Consider the following 14,606-nt stretch of genomic DNA (forward strand, 5'->3'; position numbering starts at 1 on the left):
CCCAAGGGCGCAAGGAGGGATGAGATGTCGAGCGAAACCCGGGCGATGGGCTATCCCAGATGGGTTGTCATGACGATGTGGGGGGCTGCGGTGCTGATCGCGGTGGGATCGTACCGGTTCCTGATTGCCGATATCGCGCTGGTGATGCCCGCGATGCTGCATCACGCGTTGGAGCGGCCGTTGATGCTCTACCTGCACATCGGCCTTGCGCCGATCTCGCTGGCACTGCTGCCGGTGCAGTTCTCCACGAGGATCCGTCAGCGGCGCCGTGGGCTGCACCGCTGGCTGGGGCGTCTATACGGCGTCGCGATCCTGCTGGCCGGGATCAGCGGTATCTGGCTGGCCTATACAACCGAGGAGGGGCCGGTCGCGGCGGCGGGCCTGGGGGTGTTGTCGCTGCTCTGGCTATGGGTGACGGGCACGGCGATCTGGCATGCGATGAGCCGCCGAATTGCGCAGCACCGGGTCTGGATGATCCGCTCTGCCGCACTGACGTTGGCGGCTGTGACGCTGCGGGTTTACCTGCCCGTCGGGGTCGCGACCGTGGGGTTTGAGGCCAGCTATCCGATCATCTGCTGGCTGGCCTGGGTGCCCAATCTGCTGCTTGCGGAATGGATCCTGCGCCGGGGCCGTGGCGCGCCGCTGGGCGCCACGGTCTGATTGCGGTCTGAAAAGACGTCAGAGCGCGCCCTTGGTCGACGGGATGGCGTCTGCCTTGCGCGGGTCGGTTTCGACCGCATCGCGCAGGGCGCGGGCCACGGCCTTGAACGCCGCTTCGGCGATGTGGTGGCTGTTGAACCCGTGGATCTGGTCGATATGCAGGGTGATGCCGCCATGGGTGCTGAGCGCCTGAAAGAATTCGCGCACCAGTTCGGTGTCGAAGGTGCCGATCTTGGGCGTCGGCAGAGTTACGTTCCAGATCAGGAAGGGGCGCGCCGACAGGTCCAGCGCGCAGCGCACCTGGGCATCGTCCATCGGCAGGTGGCATTCGCCATAGCGGCGGATGCCCTTCTTGTCGCCAAGCGCGGCGACCAGTGCCTGACCCAGCGCAATGCCCGTATCCTCGACCGTGTGGTGATCGTCGATGTGGTAATCACCCTTGGCACGAATGGTCATGTCGATCAGCGAGTGCCGCGCCAGTTGGTCCAGCATGTGATCGAAAAAGCCGACACCGGTCTGGTTATCATATGCCCCGGTGCCATCGAGGTTGATCTCCACCGAAATCTCGGTCTCGGCGGTGGAGCGGGTGATCTGAGCGCTGCGCATCTGCGGGCCATCCTTCGTCAAACTGCCCCTTGGGCCATATGGCGCCCATGGGCTGGTGCTGCGCTTATAGGGTGCTGGGGCTGTCTCACTCAAGAGCGCGTAAGTCGAAACTCAGGCCCTGTTGCAGCTGCATCTGTGGGATTGCGCCTGCCTGCGCGCCGTGCCAGCTTAGCGGCCAAATCGTTACTCAAGAAAACCCAATGAAGGGGCGCCCATGTCGACCTGCGTTTTCATCCAGATCCGCTGCAAACCCGGCACCACCTACAAGGTGGCCGAAGATATCGCTCTGCGCGAAATTCATTCCGAGCTCTACTCCACCAGCGGCGAATACGACCTGCTGATGAAGCTTTACATCCCCAAGGACGCGGATGTCGGGAAGTATATCAACGACCACCTGTTGGTGATCCCGAATATCGAACGCTCGCTAACCACGATGACCTACAAGGTTTTCTGAGCCGTCAGCACTGCTGATGCAAAACGCCTGATCTCCGGCAGGGGATCAGGCGTTTTTCGTTCCTGTGCCGATGCGCCTGAAGCAGACTTAAATCAGAACAGGAAATCCGACCCGTCCAGATCGGAAATATTGGTATCCGCCAGGGTAATGCTGCCCGCGCGATAGGAAATCACGGCCTCGTTGCCATTCTGGGTCAGCGTCAGATCGGAAAAATCATCAACGCTGCGGTGTTTGATGGCAATGAGGTCAGTCCCATCGCGCCAGTCCTCGATCGTATCATCGCCGATGTTGCGCCCCTTGAACTTGAAGGTGTCGGCGCCGCGGCCCCCCACCAGCATGTCATCGCCCTGATCGCCCTGCAAAAGGTCACGGCCGCCGCCGCCCTTGAGGGTATCATTGCCACGCCCGCCCCAAAGCTTATCACCGCCCCCCCGGCCCAGCATTTCATCATTGCCATTGTAGCCTTTGACCTTGTCTCCGCGGGACCCCAGATCGAAGAAGTCATCTCCGGAAAAGACCTGTTTGAACAATTTCACATTGTCCCGATTACGGTCTGTTTCAGACACGCGGAAGAAATCTTCTGCATCAATGTTGAGATTGGTGACCGTTGTGGTGAAATTGGTGCCGGTTTCGGTGACGCCCTCGATCAATCCGGAATACGGCGTCAGGATACTGTGGCCGTCGCGGGTGATGCTTTGGAATTGCAGGCCAGTCCCGTTGTAGACATCGGGAGAGGTGTCGGGGATCGGATCAAAGCCGGGAATGCCAAGATCGGTATTTCGCATCAGGGTAAACCCGGTGGAGGACGCGTCCGTGACTTCGGCCTTCAGGTTGAAATGAAAACTGAACCAGCCGATGCCGCTCTGGGTCATCACGTAGCGTTCCGTGCCTTCATAGATCAACTCAACCATATGCATGTCTCCTGCAATTACTGATACCAAACCGGTTTCAGTTACAGGTCAAAGCGCTGGCGGGAGTAAGGGGAAAATACAGCAGAAGAGACGCAGATCGGCAGGGCCGAGATCGCGCCCCGGTCTTTGGGCAGTCCGGGGCGCGAGGGTGGGCCTAGCCGTCGATCAGCCCTTCGGCCTTCAGCGCTTCATAGGTGCTGTCCACGGCGGATTTGGCGCGTTTCAGCATTTCGTCCACTTCCGCCTTTGTGATGATCAGCGGCGGGCAGAAGGCGAGCGCGTTACCCGCCACGGCGCGCAGGATCAGGCCTTCGTCCTGGCAGGCCTTGACCGCGAGGGCGCCGCCCTTGCCGCCGGGTACGGTTGCGCCCGTGGTCTTGTTCGACACCAGTTCCAGCGCCGCGATCAGCCCCTTGCCGCGGACCTCGCCCACCAGCGGGTGATCAGTGAAGATTTCGCGAAGTTGCGCCTGCATGTAATCACCGACCTCGGCCGCATGATCAAACAGGTTGTCACGCTCATAGATTTCCAGCGTTTTGAGGGCGGCGGCGCAGGCGGCAGGGTGACCGGAATAGGTGTAGCCGTGGCCAAAGACGCCGACCTCGTTCGAGGGCGCAACCATTTCCTTGTACATCCAGCCGGGGATCACGGAGGCGGAGATCGGGAAATAGGCCGAGGAGAGCTGTTTGGCGAAGGTCATCAGGTCGGGTTTGATGCCCATGGTGGTGCAGCCGAAATCGGCGCCGGTGCGGCCAAAGCCGGTGATGACTTCATCCGCCCAGACCAAGATGCCATATTTGCGCAGAACTGCCTGCAGTTTCTGGTAATAGCCTTCGGGCGGCACGATCACGCCAGAGGCGCCGGTGATCGGCTCCATGATCATGGCGGCGATGGTGTCAGGATTCTCGGCAATGATCTGCTGCTCCAGATTGTCGATGATACGGTCGACAAATTGCGCTTCGGTCTCGTTCCCCTTGCGGCCGGTGTAGTAATGCGGTGCGTCCGAGCGCAGGATGTGCAGAGCCTCAACGGGCGCGTCGAAATGCGCCAGGTTTGCGGGCAGGGAGGTCAGCGATCCAGCGGCGACGGTCACACCATGATAGCCACGCTCGCGGGTGATGATCTTGCGTTTTTCCGGTTTGCCAATGGCATTGAAGTAGTAACGCAGCATCTTGTAATGGGTGTCATTGGCATCCGATCCGGAGTTGCCGAAGAAGAAATAGGCATCCTCGATTGGCACCATGGTCTTCAGTTTTTCCGCCAGTTCCTGGATCGGCGCGTGGGTCTTGCCGCCAAAAGTGTGGGAAAAGGACAGTTTGGTCAGCTGCTCGGTGATCGCCTCGATCAGCTCGGTGTTGCCATAGCCCAGCGAGGTGCACCACAGACCTGCCAGACCTTCGATATATTCCTTGCCGTCGGTGTCGTAGACATAGATCCCCTGGGCGTGGTCAATGCACATCTGCTCGGTCGCGGTCAGGTTGGTGGTGGGATAGATGACAGGTGCCATGACTGAACTCCTTTGAAGAAAAACGCGCGGGGCGGGCTGGAACGGCGGACTGCACGGGGCAGGGCTGCGGTAAGCATTGGCGCGTTTTACAGATGGCGTCAAAAGGAATTTGATCAAAAGGTGGCGGCGGGGTGATTGGCCTATGAGATAGGGGTAGGGAGGAGGGGGCCAAAAATGCAAAAACCGCCCCGGAGGGCGGTTTTTGTATCCAAATGGAGCGGGCGAGGCGATTCGAACGCCCGACCCTAACCTTGGCAAGGTTATGCTCTACCCCTGAGCTACGCCCGCGCTGCCATTCGGTGAGCGGTGTTTAGGAAATCGCGCCGGGGGCTGCAAGGGAAAAATGCTGACTCTATGGGGATTTCTGCGGCGGGCCGAATGAGGGACGGAATGCGGGAGTGGAGAAACAAAAAGCCGCCCCGGAGGGCGGCTGTTTTGATCCGAATGGAGCGGGCGAGGCGATTCGAACGCCCGACCCTAACCTTGGCAAGGTTATGCTCTACCCCTGAGCTACGCCCGCGCTGCCATTCGATGAGCGGGTATTTAGGAGCTTCGCGGGGACTGTGCAAGAGGAAAATCATGCCCGCCGGCAGAGAAATGCAGAGCCGCCCGATGGGTGGGGGAGGCTGGCATTCACGCCCTGGGCAGATCGAACCCGGCCTGCAGCGCCATGCGCCGATGCTGCTCTGTTTCAGGCTGGCAGGAGACAAAGGCGCTGGCGGGGCAGGCAGGCAGGTCCAGCGCGCGGATCAGCTGGCCATCGTATTGTCCCGACAACAGCAGGATCCCCTCGCGCTCCAGAATGTCGCGGGTGCCGCGTCCCTTGTCCGAGCGGATGCGGCGCATGAAGTCCTTTTGCTGGGCCACTGCCTCGACCACGTCGCGGTCGACCGGGCGGCCCTGAACAAGCCGGAACAGCCGCGCCATGCGTTCGTTGCCGGTGGCGCCGGAGAAGATCCGGGTGACGGTCTCCTCGGGCAGGCTGCGCCAGAAATTCGCTGGGTAGGGATGATCCCTCAGCAGCCACAGGATATGGCCGAACCCCATGGCAGAGACAGAGCGTTTGGCGTCCTTGTTCTGCCCGGCAGTGAGGTAGTCGGGCCGCGCCAGGATCAGGCCAAGGTAACAGCGCGCACGAGCCTCGTCCGCGGCCACCAGCAGGCAGACTTGATCCAGCGCTTCGGTCGGGATCATCCAATTGCTGCCCATGGTGTTCTTGATATCCATGTCGCGGCCCAGAACCTCGGTATCCAGGCGGCCCCGGGGCAGCCGCAAGAGGGCGCGCAGCTCGATCTCGACGCGGGTGCCGATATAGGTCTTTTCGGTCTTTTCCAGTTCCTCATAGGCGCGGCGCCCGGTTTTCGGCGTCATGATCACATCGTCGATGCAGGTGCGCAACATGGCTGGAAACCGGCTCGCCAGTTCCATCGCGCCACCTGCGCGGGAGGTGATCTCGCCTGCGATCTCGGTCAGGAGGTCATAATCCGGGTGTCCGGGCAAAATCAGGCTGTCGGGAAGGGTCTGTTTCATCCTGGGCTCCGCCCGGCCGCCGGGCCCAGCCCTTGGCCCAGATTGGGCAAGGCGGTTTTAGGCCCGCACGGCATGAAGGTTCGGCTTGGCAATCGCGGCGCGCAACTGGCGGGCCACCGCTTCGGCCACCGGCGGCGGGAAGGCATTGCCGACCTGACGGTAGGCGTTGGTCTTGGCGCCGGTGAAATGCCAGGCGTCGGGAAAGCCCTGGATGCGCGCCACCATGCGCACGGTCAGGCGGGGCATATCGTTGTGAAAGGGATCGGGCGCCTCATTGGCGATGGTGCGCCCCTCGACACCAAGAGCGGCCCAGGCGCGGCGCGCACGGGTGGGACCCAGATCCGGCCCGCCATGTTTCTTGGAGCCACCAACGATGGTTGGGGCGATTTCATCTGCCTTGGCGGCCCAGTCTTCTGCGCCGCGCCAGCCACGTTCCTGCATAAGGTCAAGCAGGGTGGCGCCCACCGTGGGCGGGTTGTGCGGCAGCGGGTCGGGCCAGTTGAACTGCCCAGCAAATTCCTTGCGCAGGGCCACGATGGCCACGCGCGGGCGCAGCTGCGGCACGCCAAAGTCCGAGGCGTTCAGCAGCCGCCAATCAGTTTCATAGCCCAGTTTCGACAGCTGGCCTTTGAGCTTTTCGCGGTAGTCATGAAACACCGCGTCCAGAAACCCGCGCACGTTTTCGATCATCACCGCGCGGGGGCGGGTGGCATCGACGATATCGATGGCATCGTCAAAGAGGTTGCGCTCGTCCTGTTCGCCCAGCTGTTTGCCAGCGACGGAAAACGGCGGGCAGGGCAGGCCGCCGGCCAGCAGGTCGATGCCCTTGTAATCACTGGCTTCTTCCTTGAACCGGCGCACGTCCTCTTCCAGCACGTTCCATGTGGGGCGGTTGTGGCGCAGGGTGGCGCAGCAGTGTTTGTCGATCTCGACCAGCGCGGTGTGATCAAAGCCCGCACGCTCCAGCCCAAGGGCCTGGCCGCCTGCACCTGCGCATAGTTCAACCGATGTCAGCATCCTGCCTGTCAGCCCCGTTTGTCGTTCTTGCTCTGTTCCTTGCCCGGAAGTGGTACTCGCAATGGCGATTCCGCGCAAGTGTCTCGCGGCGTCTTCCCCTGCGGCGACAGGAGCTAGCAAGGCCCAAAAACACCAGAATCCGAAAACACCAAAGGCCGCCAGGGCGGCGGCCTTTTAGTGGTCCAAATGGAGCGGGCGAGGCGATTCGAACGCCCGACCCTAACCTTGGCAAGGTTATGCTCTACCCCTGAGCTACGCCCGCGCTGCCATTCGATGAGGGGTGAAATATTCATTCCGCCGCGGGGCTGCAAGTGGAAAATCGTGCCGCCCCGGAAAAAACTCTCATTTTCTGCGACGGAACCTGCGGGCTGCTGCGTTTCATACAGATGAAAAGAAACAGAGGGGAGCTGTCTAAGATGAAACCTGCCGACTATGCCCGTATTGGCGCGCTGATCGCGACCATAGCGCTGGCCAAGGCGCTGTCGCCCGCGGGGGGACAGAGCCCGGAAACCGCATCTGAGGTTGACCCGGGCGCGATCCGGCCCGCGCCGGTCTATGTTAAAACGATCAGCGCCCCCGAGGTCACGGCCCCGGTGCAGGGGCACGACGTTTAGGCTCAGCCACTCTTCACCTTAGAAAAGCGCGTGCGCGATCAAACCCAGCCCTGCGACGAGCAGCATCAGAAGGTTCAGCACGATCCCGGCCTGACGCAGGATCAGGATCTGCGGGCGCGCGGTAAAACCGACCGCGTGCATCAGCCGTCCGCCCAGCAACATCACCCCCAGCGCATGCGTGGCCAGTGCCGGTGCGCCCTGTGCTTCGCTCAGCGCCAGAAGAACCAGGCCAAGCGCAGTATATTCCACGAAATTTCCCTGCGCGCGGATGGCCATCAGTAATGCGCGATTGCCGCCATCTCCGACAGAAATCTTGTGTTTCAGCCGCTGACGACTGACGCCAAGCGACAGGTAGACAAACAAGAGCGCTGCCCCGCCGGCATAAAGCGATGTAATCGGAAGCATCGGCCTATCCTCTACATAGGAATTACAGTGTCATAAGTGAGTTCGTTTTTGGAACCTAATACTGAACAATCCTGCGGGGCTTTTGAAGCCGATTCAGAGCGGGTTCACGCGAGGGAATGCGCGCCGCGGAAGCGCGGGCGGGATGCCGAGGGCAGCGGGAGTGGTCCCCACGGCCCTTGGGGCGTATCCGTTGAGGTGATTACTTGACCGGGATCTTGTGCTTTTTCAGCGCCTTGGCCAGTTCGTTGTCGACCAGTTTCATCAGCGCCTTGTCCTTGGCGGCGGCCTTGGCAGCCATATCGGTCATCTGTGCCTCGCGTTCCTTGCCGGTGGCGCGGGACAGAATCACGCCATAGCCGACCTTCAGGCTTTCATCGCTGACCTTGTTCATCACCTCAGCCCAGAGCTTGGCCTTAAGCGTATTTGGGATGTTGTTGGTCTTGGCCAGTTTCGCCAGCCGGTCCGGCAGGATCGTGCCCTGCAGAAGATCCTTGTTCTTATAGGCCCATTTTTTCTGGAAGCTGCCGAGGTTCTTCACCATCCCGCCAAGAAGTGCCGAATAAAGAAGTGAGGTTACGATGGCCTGGAATTCCTTTTCGGTCGGGGGCTTGCCGGTCTTCATGATCCGGCCGACTTCCTTCACGGCTTCACCCAGAACGGTTTTGATCACCTCTTGTCCGGAGCCGGCGATGTAATTGGCGATGAATTTCTCAAGCTGTTTGGTGGACAGGAAGGCGACCTTGGACGCCAGCTTGGGTGCGACCCATTTTGCCGCATCATCGCAAAAGCCGAGCGGTACCTTGCTGCCGATCCCGCCGGTCAGCCCGCCAACCGTGCCATCGATCACCATGGCCTGGATCGAACCCCAGACGGTCACCTTCTGACCGCTGGCATGTTTGCCAAGCTCCTGACTGGCGCTTTGCAGGAGGCCGACACCGGCACCAGAGGTGACAGCCGCACCGCCAGCGGTCATGCCCGCTCCGGTCACCAGAACCGGGGCGGCCAGCGCCCCGACGACGGCAAAACAGGCAGCCGACGAAACCGACAGAACAGTGGCCGTGGTCCGGGCAGAGCCGGTGAATTCCTTCAGAAACCGCAAAAGGTCCGCGTTGAAGGCGCCAATCGCCTTTTCTGCCTCGGGCAGGGCCTCATCGATCAGCTTGAGGTCCTTTGTCATGATCGCCCGCTCCAGCTTGCCACTGGCACGGATGGAGCGGCCACAGAGCTTGTTATCGGGCATCTTGACCGATCCGGCCTCGATGATGATGACCTGCGCTACGGCGTTCAGCACGCCATCTTTCAGCTGAGCCACGTCCAGATAGTGCTGATAGGTCTCCAGCGCGGTTTCATGGTTGCGCAGGACCGATTTCATATAGGGCGTCAGCCGTTTGAGGACGTCCAGCTTGACCTTCTCGTATTCCTTGGGCGTGCAGCGGATCTTCTTGCCGCGGAAAGTGACCTCCATCATGGGTTGTTTGGCGGCCTTTTCCTCTTCGGCCTTCATCTTCTTGTAGGCTGGCAGCAGCGTCTTGAAGGTGCGCCCGCCGGGATCGATGACCTTGTCGGGGTTTTTGAAGCCGCTTTTCTTCTGAAAGGTGCCGATGGCCTTCAGCAGGCCGGTGTCCATCTTCTTTGAGGCGCCAAGGGGGCCGATCTTATTGGCCTCCAGCATCCTGCGCACCAACAGCACGTCGTCTGGTTTGTTCTTGACCTCATCCCCGGAACTGGAGCGTGGGGACTGACCGACAGGAGCTGTCAATTTCGCTGAAGACATTGGAAACCTCGAAAACTGGATAAAAACTGGCAGCTATTTTGGGCTGGTCCCGCAAAGGATCAAGATTGACAGCAGCGAAATGAGGAGGCTTGCCAAATTTTCCCCGTTGTCGCGTATTCGCGGGGCAGTGGATCCGGCCTGCGTGCGGCACGAAAAAAGCCGCAGCCTTTTTGGGCTGCGGCTTGTGGTTTATTGGGTATGGGCCTTGTGTCTTATTCCAGCTCGATGAGGAGGTCCTTTGCATCGATCTGGCCGCCGGGCTGGACGTGCACGGCCTTGACCACCGCGTCGCGTTCGGCGTGCAGGCCGGTTTCCATCTTCATGGCTTCGATGGTCAGCAGCATATCGCCCTCATGCACCTGCTGGCCAACCTGTACCGCGACCGAGGCGACGACGCCGGGCATCGGCGCGCCGATGTGGTCGGGGTTGCCCGCTTCGGCCTTGGGACGGGCAGCGGTGGTGGATTTCACCAGACGGTTCGGTACCCGGATCACCCGCGGCTGGCCGTTGAGTTCGAAGAACACCTTCACCTCGCCGTTCTCATCGGTCTCGCCGATGGCCTGCAGGCGGATCTCCAGCGTCTTGCCGGGGTCGATCTCGGCCGAGATTTCCTCGCCCGGTTCCATCCCGTAAAAGAACGCCCGTGTCGGCAGGCTGCGCACCGGGCCGTACTGGCGATGGCGGCCCATGTAATCGAGGAACACCTTGGGATACATCAGGTAGCCATTCAGATCCTCGTCATCGACTGCCTTGCCTTCCAGCTGCTGGGACAGCTCGGCGCGGGTGGCTTCCAGATCGACCGGCTCCAGATGTTTGCCGGGGCGCTCGAGGTTGGGCTTTTCGCCTTTCAGCACCTTGTCCACGATACCCGCCGGAAAGCCGCCCGGCGGCTGGCCAAGGTTGCCGCGCAGCATGTCGACAACGGAATCGGGGAAGGAGAGGTCGGTCTGCGGATCCTCCACCTCTTCGCGGCTGAGGCCCTGGCTCACCATCATCAGCGCCATGTCACCGACCACCTTGGACGAGGGCGTCACCTTGACGATATCCCCGAACATCTGGTTCACATCCGCATAGGTCTGGGCGACCTCGTGCCAGCGCTCTTCCAGCCCCAAGGAGCGGGCCTGCGCCTTGAGGTTGGTGAACTGGCCACCCGGCATCTCGTGCAGGTAAACTTCCGAGGCCGGAGCCTGAAGGCCAGACTCAAAGGCTGCGTATTGCGCCCGCACCTGTTCCCAGTAATCGCTGATCTCGCGGATCTTGGCGATATCCAGCCCGGTGTCGCGGTCGGTGTTGCGCAGACCTTCGACGATCGACCCCAGACAGGGCTGCGAGGTGCCGCCACTGAACGCATCCATCGCTGCATCCACTGCATCGACGCCCGCATCGGCGGCGGCCAGAATGGTCGCCCCGGCGATGCCGGAGGTGTCATGCGTGTGGAAGTGGACCGGCAGGCCGACCTCTTCCTTCAGCGCCTTCACCAGCTGACGCGCGGCGGCGGGTTTCAAGAGGCCCGCCATATCCTTGAGGCCCAGAATATGGGCGCCTGCGGCTTCCAGATCCTTGGCCATGCCGACGTAGTATTTGAGGTCATACTTGGCCCGGTCCGGGTCCATGATATCGCCGGTATAGCAGATGGTGCCTTCGCAGATCTTGCCGCTCTCCACCACCGCATCCATCGCGACGCGCATGTTCTCCACCCAGTTGAGGCTGTCAAAGACCCGGAAGACATCGACGCCGGTGATCGCAGCCTGTTTCACAAAGGCCTGCACCACGTTGTCCGGGTAGTTGGTATAGCCCACCCCGTTGGAGGCGCGCAGCAGCATCTGGGTCATCACGTTGGGCATCGCCTCGCGCAGGTCCCGCAGCCGCTGCCAGGGGCATTCCTGCAAGAAGCGATAAGCCACATCAAAGGTGGCCCCGCCCCAGCATTCCACCGAGAACAGCTGGCTGAGGCTTTGTGCATAGGCGGGTGCCACGCGGATCATGTCGATGGAGCGCATGCGGGTGGCGAGCAAGCTCTGGTGGCCGTCGCGCATGGTGGTATCGGTCAAGAGCAGCTGCCGCTGCGCCTTCATCCAGTCGGCCACCGCCTGGGCGCCTTTCTGCTCCAGCAGGTTGCGGGTGCCATAGGGCAGGGCGCCGGTCTCGACCTTCGGCGGGCGCGGATCCTTCAGACCCGCTTTCGGCTCGGCGCGGCCCTCGGTCTCCGGGTGACCGTTGACGGAGATGTCGGCGATATAGGTCAGCACCTTGGTGCCGCGGTCCTGGCGCTTGGCGAAGTTGAACAGCTCCGGCGTCTCGTCGATGAACTTGGTGGTGTATTCATTGCTGAGGAAGGTCGGGTGCTTCAGCAGGTTCTCGACAAAGGCGATATTGGTGGAGACACCGCGGACCCGGAATTCGCGCAAGGCGCGGTCCATGCGAGCAATCGCCTTTTCCGGGGTCGGTGCCCAGGCGGTGACCTTGGTCAACAGGCTGTCGTAATAGCGGGTGATCACCCCGCCCGCATAAGCGGTGCCGCCATCAAGGCGAATGCCCATGCCGGTGGCCGACCGATATGCGGTGATGCGGCCATAGTCAGGGATGAAGTTGTTGAGCGGGTCCTCGGTCGTCACACGGGTCTGCAACGCATGACCATTGAGGCGGATCTCGGACTGATCGGCCTTGCCGGTGGCCTCGGCAATGCTCTTGCCCTCGGCGATCAGGATCTGCGCCTGCACGATATCGATGCCGGTGACTTCCTCGGTGACGGTGTGCTCCACCTGCACCCGCGGGTTCACCTCGATGAAGTAGAACTTGCCGGTTTCCATATCCATCAGGAATTCGACGGTGCCGGCGCATTCATAGTTCACATGGGCACAGATCCTGCGGCCCAGATCGCAGATCTCGGCGCGCTGCGCCTCGCTCAGGTAAGGCGCCGGGGCGCGTTCGACCACTTTCTGGTTGCGGCGCTGGACTGAGCAATCCCGCTCGAACAGATGATAGATCTCACCGTGCTTGTCGCCAAGGATCTGCACCTCGACGTGGCGGGCGCGGGTGATCATCTTTTCGAGATAGCCTTCGCCATTGCCAAAGGCGGCCTCGGCCTCGCGGCGGCCTTCCAGAACTTTCTCTTCCAGCTCTGCCTCGGAGAGGATCGGCCGCATGCCGCGACCGCCGCCGCCCCAGGAGGCTTTCAGCATCAGGGGATAGCCGACCTCACCCGCTTCCTTGCGGATGGCGTCCATGTCATCACCCAGCACTTCGGTCGCGGGAATGACCGGCACGCCTGCCTCGATGGCGACGCGGCGGGCCGAGGCCTTGTCGCCAAGCGCGCGCATGGTCTCGGCCTTGGGGCCGATGAAGGTGATGCCATTGCGGGCGCAGGCATCGACGAAATCGGGGTTTTCCGACAACAGCCCATAGCCCGGATGGATCGCATCAGCGCCGGATTCCTTCGCGACCCGGATGATCTCGTCAATCGACAGATAGGCCGCCACAGGCCCCAAGCCTTCGCCGATCCGGTAGGCCTCATCCGCCTTGAACCGGTGCAGGCCCAGCTTGTCCTCCTCGGCGTAGACCGCAACGGTCTTCTTGCCCATCTCATTCGCAGCCCGCATCACGCGGATCGCTATCTCGCCGCGGTTGGCGATCAGAATTTTCTTGAAGTCGGTCATATCTTCCCCCGAGGTCGTTCAGTCTGGCGATGTGTTAGGCGCATCTTGGCGTGCAGTATACCCGTAGTACTGGGTAGTGCGGGGCATGATTGCGCTCTCATTTTGTGCTTTTCCGCCGCGCGGAGCGAAAGCGGGCTCACGGGGCGGTGTGGTTGAGCGGTCTGGCCGCTGGCAAAGAGGCAAGATCGGGCGTGCCGAGTTGGCCCATGTTCGCCTCTAGATCCTTTTTCAGGATGTCGATCAGATGGTCGGGACCGGTCGGCCCCAGCGCGGCCAGCGCGAAGTGAAAGGCGCGGCCCAGCATGACGAAATCGGCGCCAAGCGCCAGTGCCCGGAGGATGTCGAGGCCACCTTCGATGCCGCTGTCAAAGATCAGCGGCAGGTCCGTGGCGGCGCGCAGCTCGGGCAGCACTTCGATGGCGGCGGGGCTTCCGTCGAACTGGCGCCCGGCGTGGTTCGACACCCAGAGCCCATCGACGCCGATCTCCTCCAGCGGCTGCGCGTCCTCGGCGCGCATCACGCCCTTGATCACAAAAGGACCATCCCAGTGATCGCGCAGCCAGCGCGCATAGTCCCAATCGGGCGAGGTGCGCAGCAGATACCCGATATGGGCGGTGGAGGAACGGCTCTCACCGGTGGCCTCGGCGGTGTATTTGTCGAGCGTGCGCATATGCGGCATGCCGCCCTCGTGCCGGTGCTGACGGGCCATGCCCATGGCCCAGGCCGGGCGCATCGCCACCTGCGCCAGCAGGCGCGGCGTGAGGCGTGGCGGCTGGGTGAGGCCGGATCGCGTCTGCCGTTCCCGCCGTGAGGCGACAGGGACATCCACGGTCAGCACCAGCACCTTGAAGCCCGCGTCCCGGGCCCGTGCCAGCATGTCCTTGCGGATGCCTTCGTCCTTGGGCGGGTAAAGCTGGAACCAGGCCTGCTCGCCCAGATGCGGCGCCAGATCTTCGGGGCATTGGCTTGCAACGGTCGACAGGCTGTAGGGAATGCCGGTGCGGGCGCCGCAGCGGGCCAGGTGGCCTTCGGCATCTGGCCAGATCAGTCCCGACATGCCCACCGGCGCAATGCCAAAGGGCAGGGGCAGCGTCGCGCCAAACAGCTGCGTCGACAGGTCGATCTCAAGCGGGCCATGCAGGATGGAGGGCAGGAAGCCGACCCGGTCCAGCGCGGTGCGGTTGCGCCTTTGGGTGGCTTCGGTGCCGGTGGCGCTGTCCAGATACTCCCAGACAAAGCGGGGCAGGCGCTTGCGTGCTGCTGCGCGCAGGTCAGACAGGCCGGGGTAATGCAGGTGCAGATCCTGGTGCATGTTCATGCGGCGCATAATTGCTGCTTTGCAGCGAAAGTCTAGCGAAAATGTTACAGAATTCTAACAGCGGGCGCAGCTAGACGCAGAGAGCGGCGCCACAGTATGTAGGTCAACTGCCAAAAAGAGGAGCGAACATAGTGTGAACGTCCTCTTTCCCGCG

12 protein-coding genes and 3 tRNA genes are annotated in these 14,606 nt (G+C 61.9%); 3 read left to right on the forward strand and 12 right to left on the reverse strand.

The genetic code is table 11. The annotated features are described in order from the left end of the window. Positions 1–24: 24 nt before the first annotated feature. A complete protein-coding gene (locus SM763_RS15780) occupies positions 25–660 on the forward strand; it encodes a DUF2306 domain-containing protein (RefSeq protein WP_368999125.1) in 636 nt (211 codons plus the stop codon). Positions 661–678: 18 nt separating this feature from the next. Here SM763_RS15780 and hisB read toward each other — a convergent pair whose 3' ends face one another. After that, complete coding sequence (hisB, locus tag SM763_RS15785; protein WP_274830035.1) at positions 679–1,266, reverse strand: imidazoleglycerol-phosphate dehydratase HisB; 588 nt, start codon at positions 1,264–1,266, stop codon at positions 679–681. A 214-nt stretch (positions 1,267–1,480) separates the two neighbouring features. On the opposite strand from hisB, the gene SM763_RS15790 reads away from it, so the two are divergent. Beyond that, positions 1,481–1,720 carry an Lrp/AsnC family transcriptional regulator gene (locus SM763_RS15790; protein ID WP_065273027.1) on the forward strand — a complete coding sequence of 80 codons (240 nt, stop codon included), beginning with the start codon at positions 1,481–1,483 and terminating at the stop codon, positions 1,718–1,720. A gap of 92 nt (positions 1,721–1,812) precedes the next feature. Here the strand turns inward: SM763_RS15790 and SM763_RS15795 are convergent, their stop codons facing one another. From SM763_RS15795 to SM763_RS15825, 7 genes are all read right to left on the reverse strand, one after another. Next, positions 1,813–2,631, reverse strand: a complete 819-nt coding sequence (locus SM763_RS15795) for a calcium-binding protein (RefSeq protein WP_368999126.1) — start codon at positions 2,629–2,631, stop codon at positions 1,813–1,815. A 154-nt stretch (positions 2,632–2,785) separates the two neighbouring features. Then, the gene (locus tag SM763_RS15800) at positions 2,786–4,138 is read right to left on the reverse strand and encodes an aminotransferase (RefSeq protein ID WP_368999127.1); all 1,353 of its coding nucleotides are present in this window, start codon (positions 4,136–4,138) and stop codon (positions 2,786–2,788) included. A 213-nt stretch (positions 4,139–4,351) separates the two neighbouring features. After that, a tRNA-Gly gene (locus SM763_RS15805) sits at positions 4,352–4,426 on the reverse strand. Positions 4,427–4,583: 157 nt separating this feature from the next. After that, positions 4,584–4,658, reverse strand: a tRNA-Gly gene (locus SM763_RS15810). Positions 4,659–4,771: 113 nt separating this feature from the next. Next, positions 4,772–5,668, reverse strand: a complete 897-nt coding sequence (locus SM763_RS15815; protein WP_368999128.1) for a NaeI family type II restriction endonuclease — start codon at positions 5,666–5,668, stop codon at positions 4,772–4,774. 57 nt (positions 5,669–5,725) lie between these two features. Continuing rightward, complete coding sequence (locus tag SM763_RS15820; protein ID WP_065273031.1) at positions 5,726–6,685, reverse strand: DNA cytosine methyltransferase; 960 nt, start codon at positions 6,683–6,685, stop codon at positions 5,726–5,728. Positions 6,686–6,872: 187 nt separating this feature from the next. Beyond that, positions 6,873–6,947 (reverse strand) — tRNA-Gly (locus tag SM763_RS15825). 154 nt (positions 6,948–7,101) lie between these two features. Here SM763_RS15825 and SM763_RS15830 point away from each other — a divergent pair. Further along, on the forward strand, positions 7,102–7,299 hold the full coding sequence (locus SM763_RS15830; protein WP_274834960.1) for a hypothetical protein: 198 nt from the start codon (positions 7,102–7,104) through the stop codon (positions 7,297–7,299). 18 nt (positions 7,300–7,317) lie between these two features. On the opposite strand, the gene SM763_RS15835 is transcribed toward SM763_RS15830, so the two are convergent. From SM763_RS15835 to SM763_RS15850, 4 genes are all read right to left on the reverse strand, one after another. Next, positions 7,318–7,704 carry an MAPEG family protein gene (locus SM763_RS15835; RefSeq protein WP_274834958.1) on the reverse strand — a complete coding sequence of 129 codons (387 nt, stop codon included), beginning with the start codon at positions 7,702–7,704 and terminating at the stop codon, positions 7,318–7,320. 199 nt (positions 7,705–7,903) lie between these two features. Continuing rightward, positions 7,904–9,478, reverse strand: a complete 1,575-nt coding sequence (locus SM763_RS15840; protein WP_368999129.1) for a hypothetical protein — start codon at positions 9,476–9,478, stop codon at positions 7,904–7,906. A 212-nt stretch (positions 9,479–9,690) separates the two neighbouring features. Then, positions 9,691–13,134 (reverse strand): pyruvate carboxylase, encoded by a 3,444-nt coding sequence (locus SM763_RS15845; RefSeq protein WP_368999130.1) that lies wholly within the window; start codon positions 13,132–13,134, stop codon positions 9,691–9,693. Between the two features lie 136 nt (positions 13,135–13,270). After that, a complete protein-coding gene (locus SM763_RS15850; protein ID WP_368999131.1) occupies positions 13,271–14,461 on the reverse strand; it encodes an alpha-hydroxy acid oxidase in 1,191 nt (396 codons plus the stop codon). Positions 14,462–14,606 lie beyond the last annotated feature (145 nt).

The sequence above is a fragment of the Pseudophaeobacter sp. C1-32P7 genome, assembly GCF_041008775.1.
Classification (GTDB): domain Bacteria; phylum Pseudomonadota; class Alphaproteobacteria; order Rhodobacterales; family Rhodobacteraceae; genus Phycobacter; species Phycobacter gallaeciensis_A.

Coding starts and splice junctions, on each gene's coding strand:
- SM763_RS15780 (WP_368999125.1), top strand. CDS start 25: ATGTCGAGCGAAACCCGGGCGATGGGCTATCCCAGATGGGTTGTCATG.
- hisB (WP_274830035.1), bottom strand. CDS start 1,266: ATGCGCAGCGCTCAGATCACCCGCTCCACCGCCGAGACCGAGATTTCG.
- SM763_RS15790 (WP_065273027.1), top strand. CDS start 1,481: ATGTCGACCTGCGTTTTCATCCAGATCCGCTGCAAACCCGGCACCACC.
- SM763_RS15795 (WP_368999126.1), bottom strand. CDS start 2,631: ATGGTTGAGTTGATCTATGAAGGCACGGAACGCTACGTGATGACCCAG.
- SM763_RS15800 (WP_368999127.1), bottom strand. CDS start 4,138: ATGGCACCTGTCATCTATCCCACCACCAACCTGACCGCGACCGAGCAG.
- SM763_RS15815 (WP_368999128.1), bottom strand. CDS start 5,668: ATGAAACAGACCCTTCCCGACAGCCTGATTTTGCCCGGACACCCGGAT.
- SM763_RS15820 (WP_065273031.1), bottom strand. CDS start 6,685: ATGCTGACATCGGTTGAACTATGCGCAGGTGCAGGCGGCCAGGCCCTT.
- SM763_RS15830 (WP_274834960.1), top strand. CDS start 7,102: ATGAAACCTGCCGACTATGCCCGTATTGGCGCGCTGATCGCGACCATA.
- SM763_RS15835 (WP_274834958.1), bottom strand. CDS start 7,704: ATGCTTCCGATTACATCGCTTTATGCCGGCGGGGCAGCGCTCTTGTTT.
- SM763_RS15840 (WP_368999129.1), bottom strand. CDS start 9,478: ATGTCTTCAGCGAAATTGACAGCTCCTGTCGGTCAGTCCCCACGCTCC.
- SM763_RS15845 (WP_368999130.1), bottom strand. CDS start 13,134: ATGACCGACTTCAAGAAAATTCTGATCGCCAACCGCGGCGAGATAGCG.
- SM763_RS15850 (WP_368999131.1), bottom strand. CDS start 14,461: ATGCGCCGCATGAACATGCACCAGGATCTGCACCTGCATTACCCCGGC.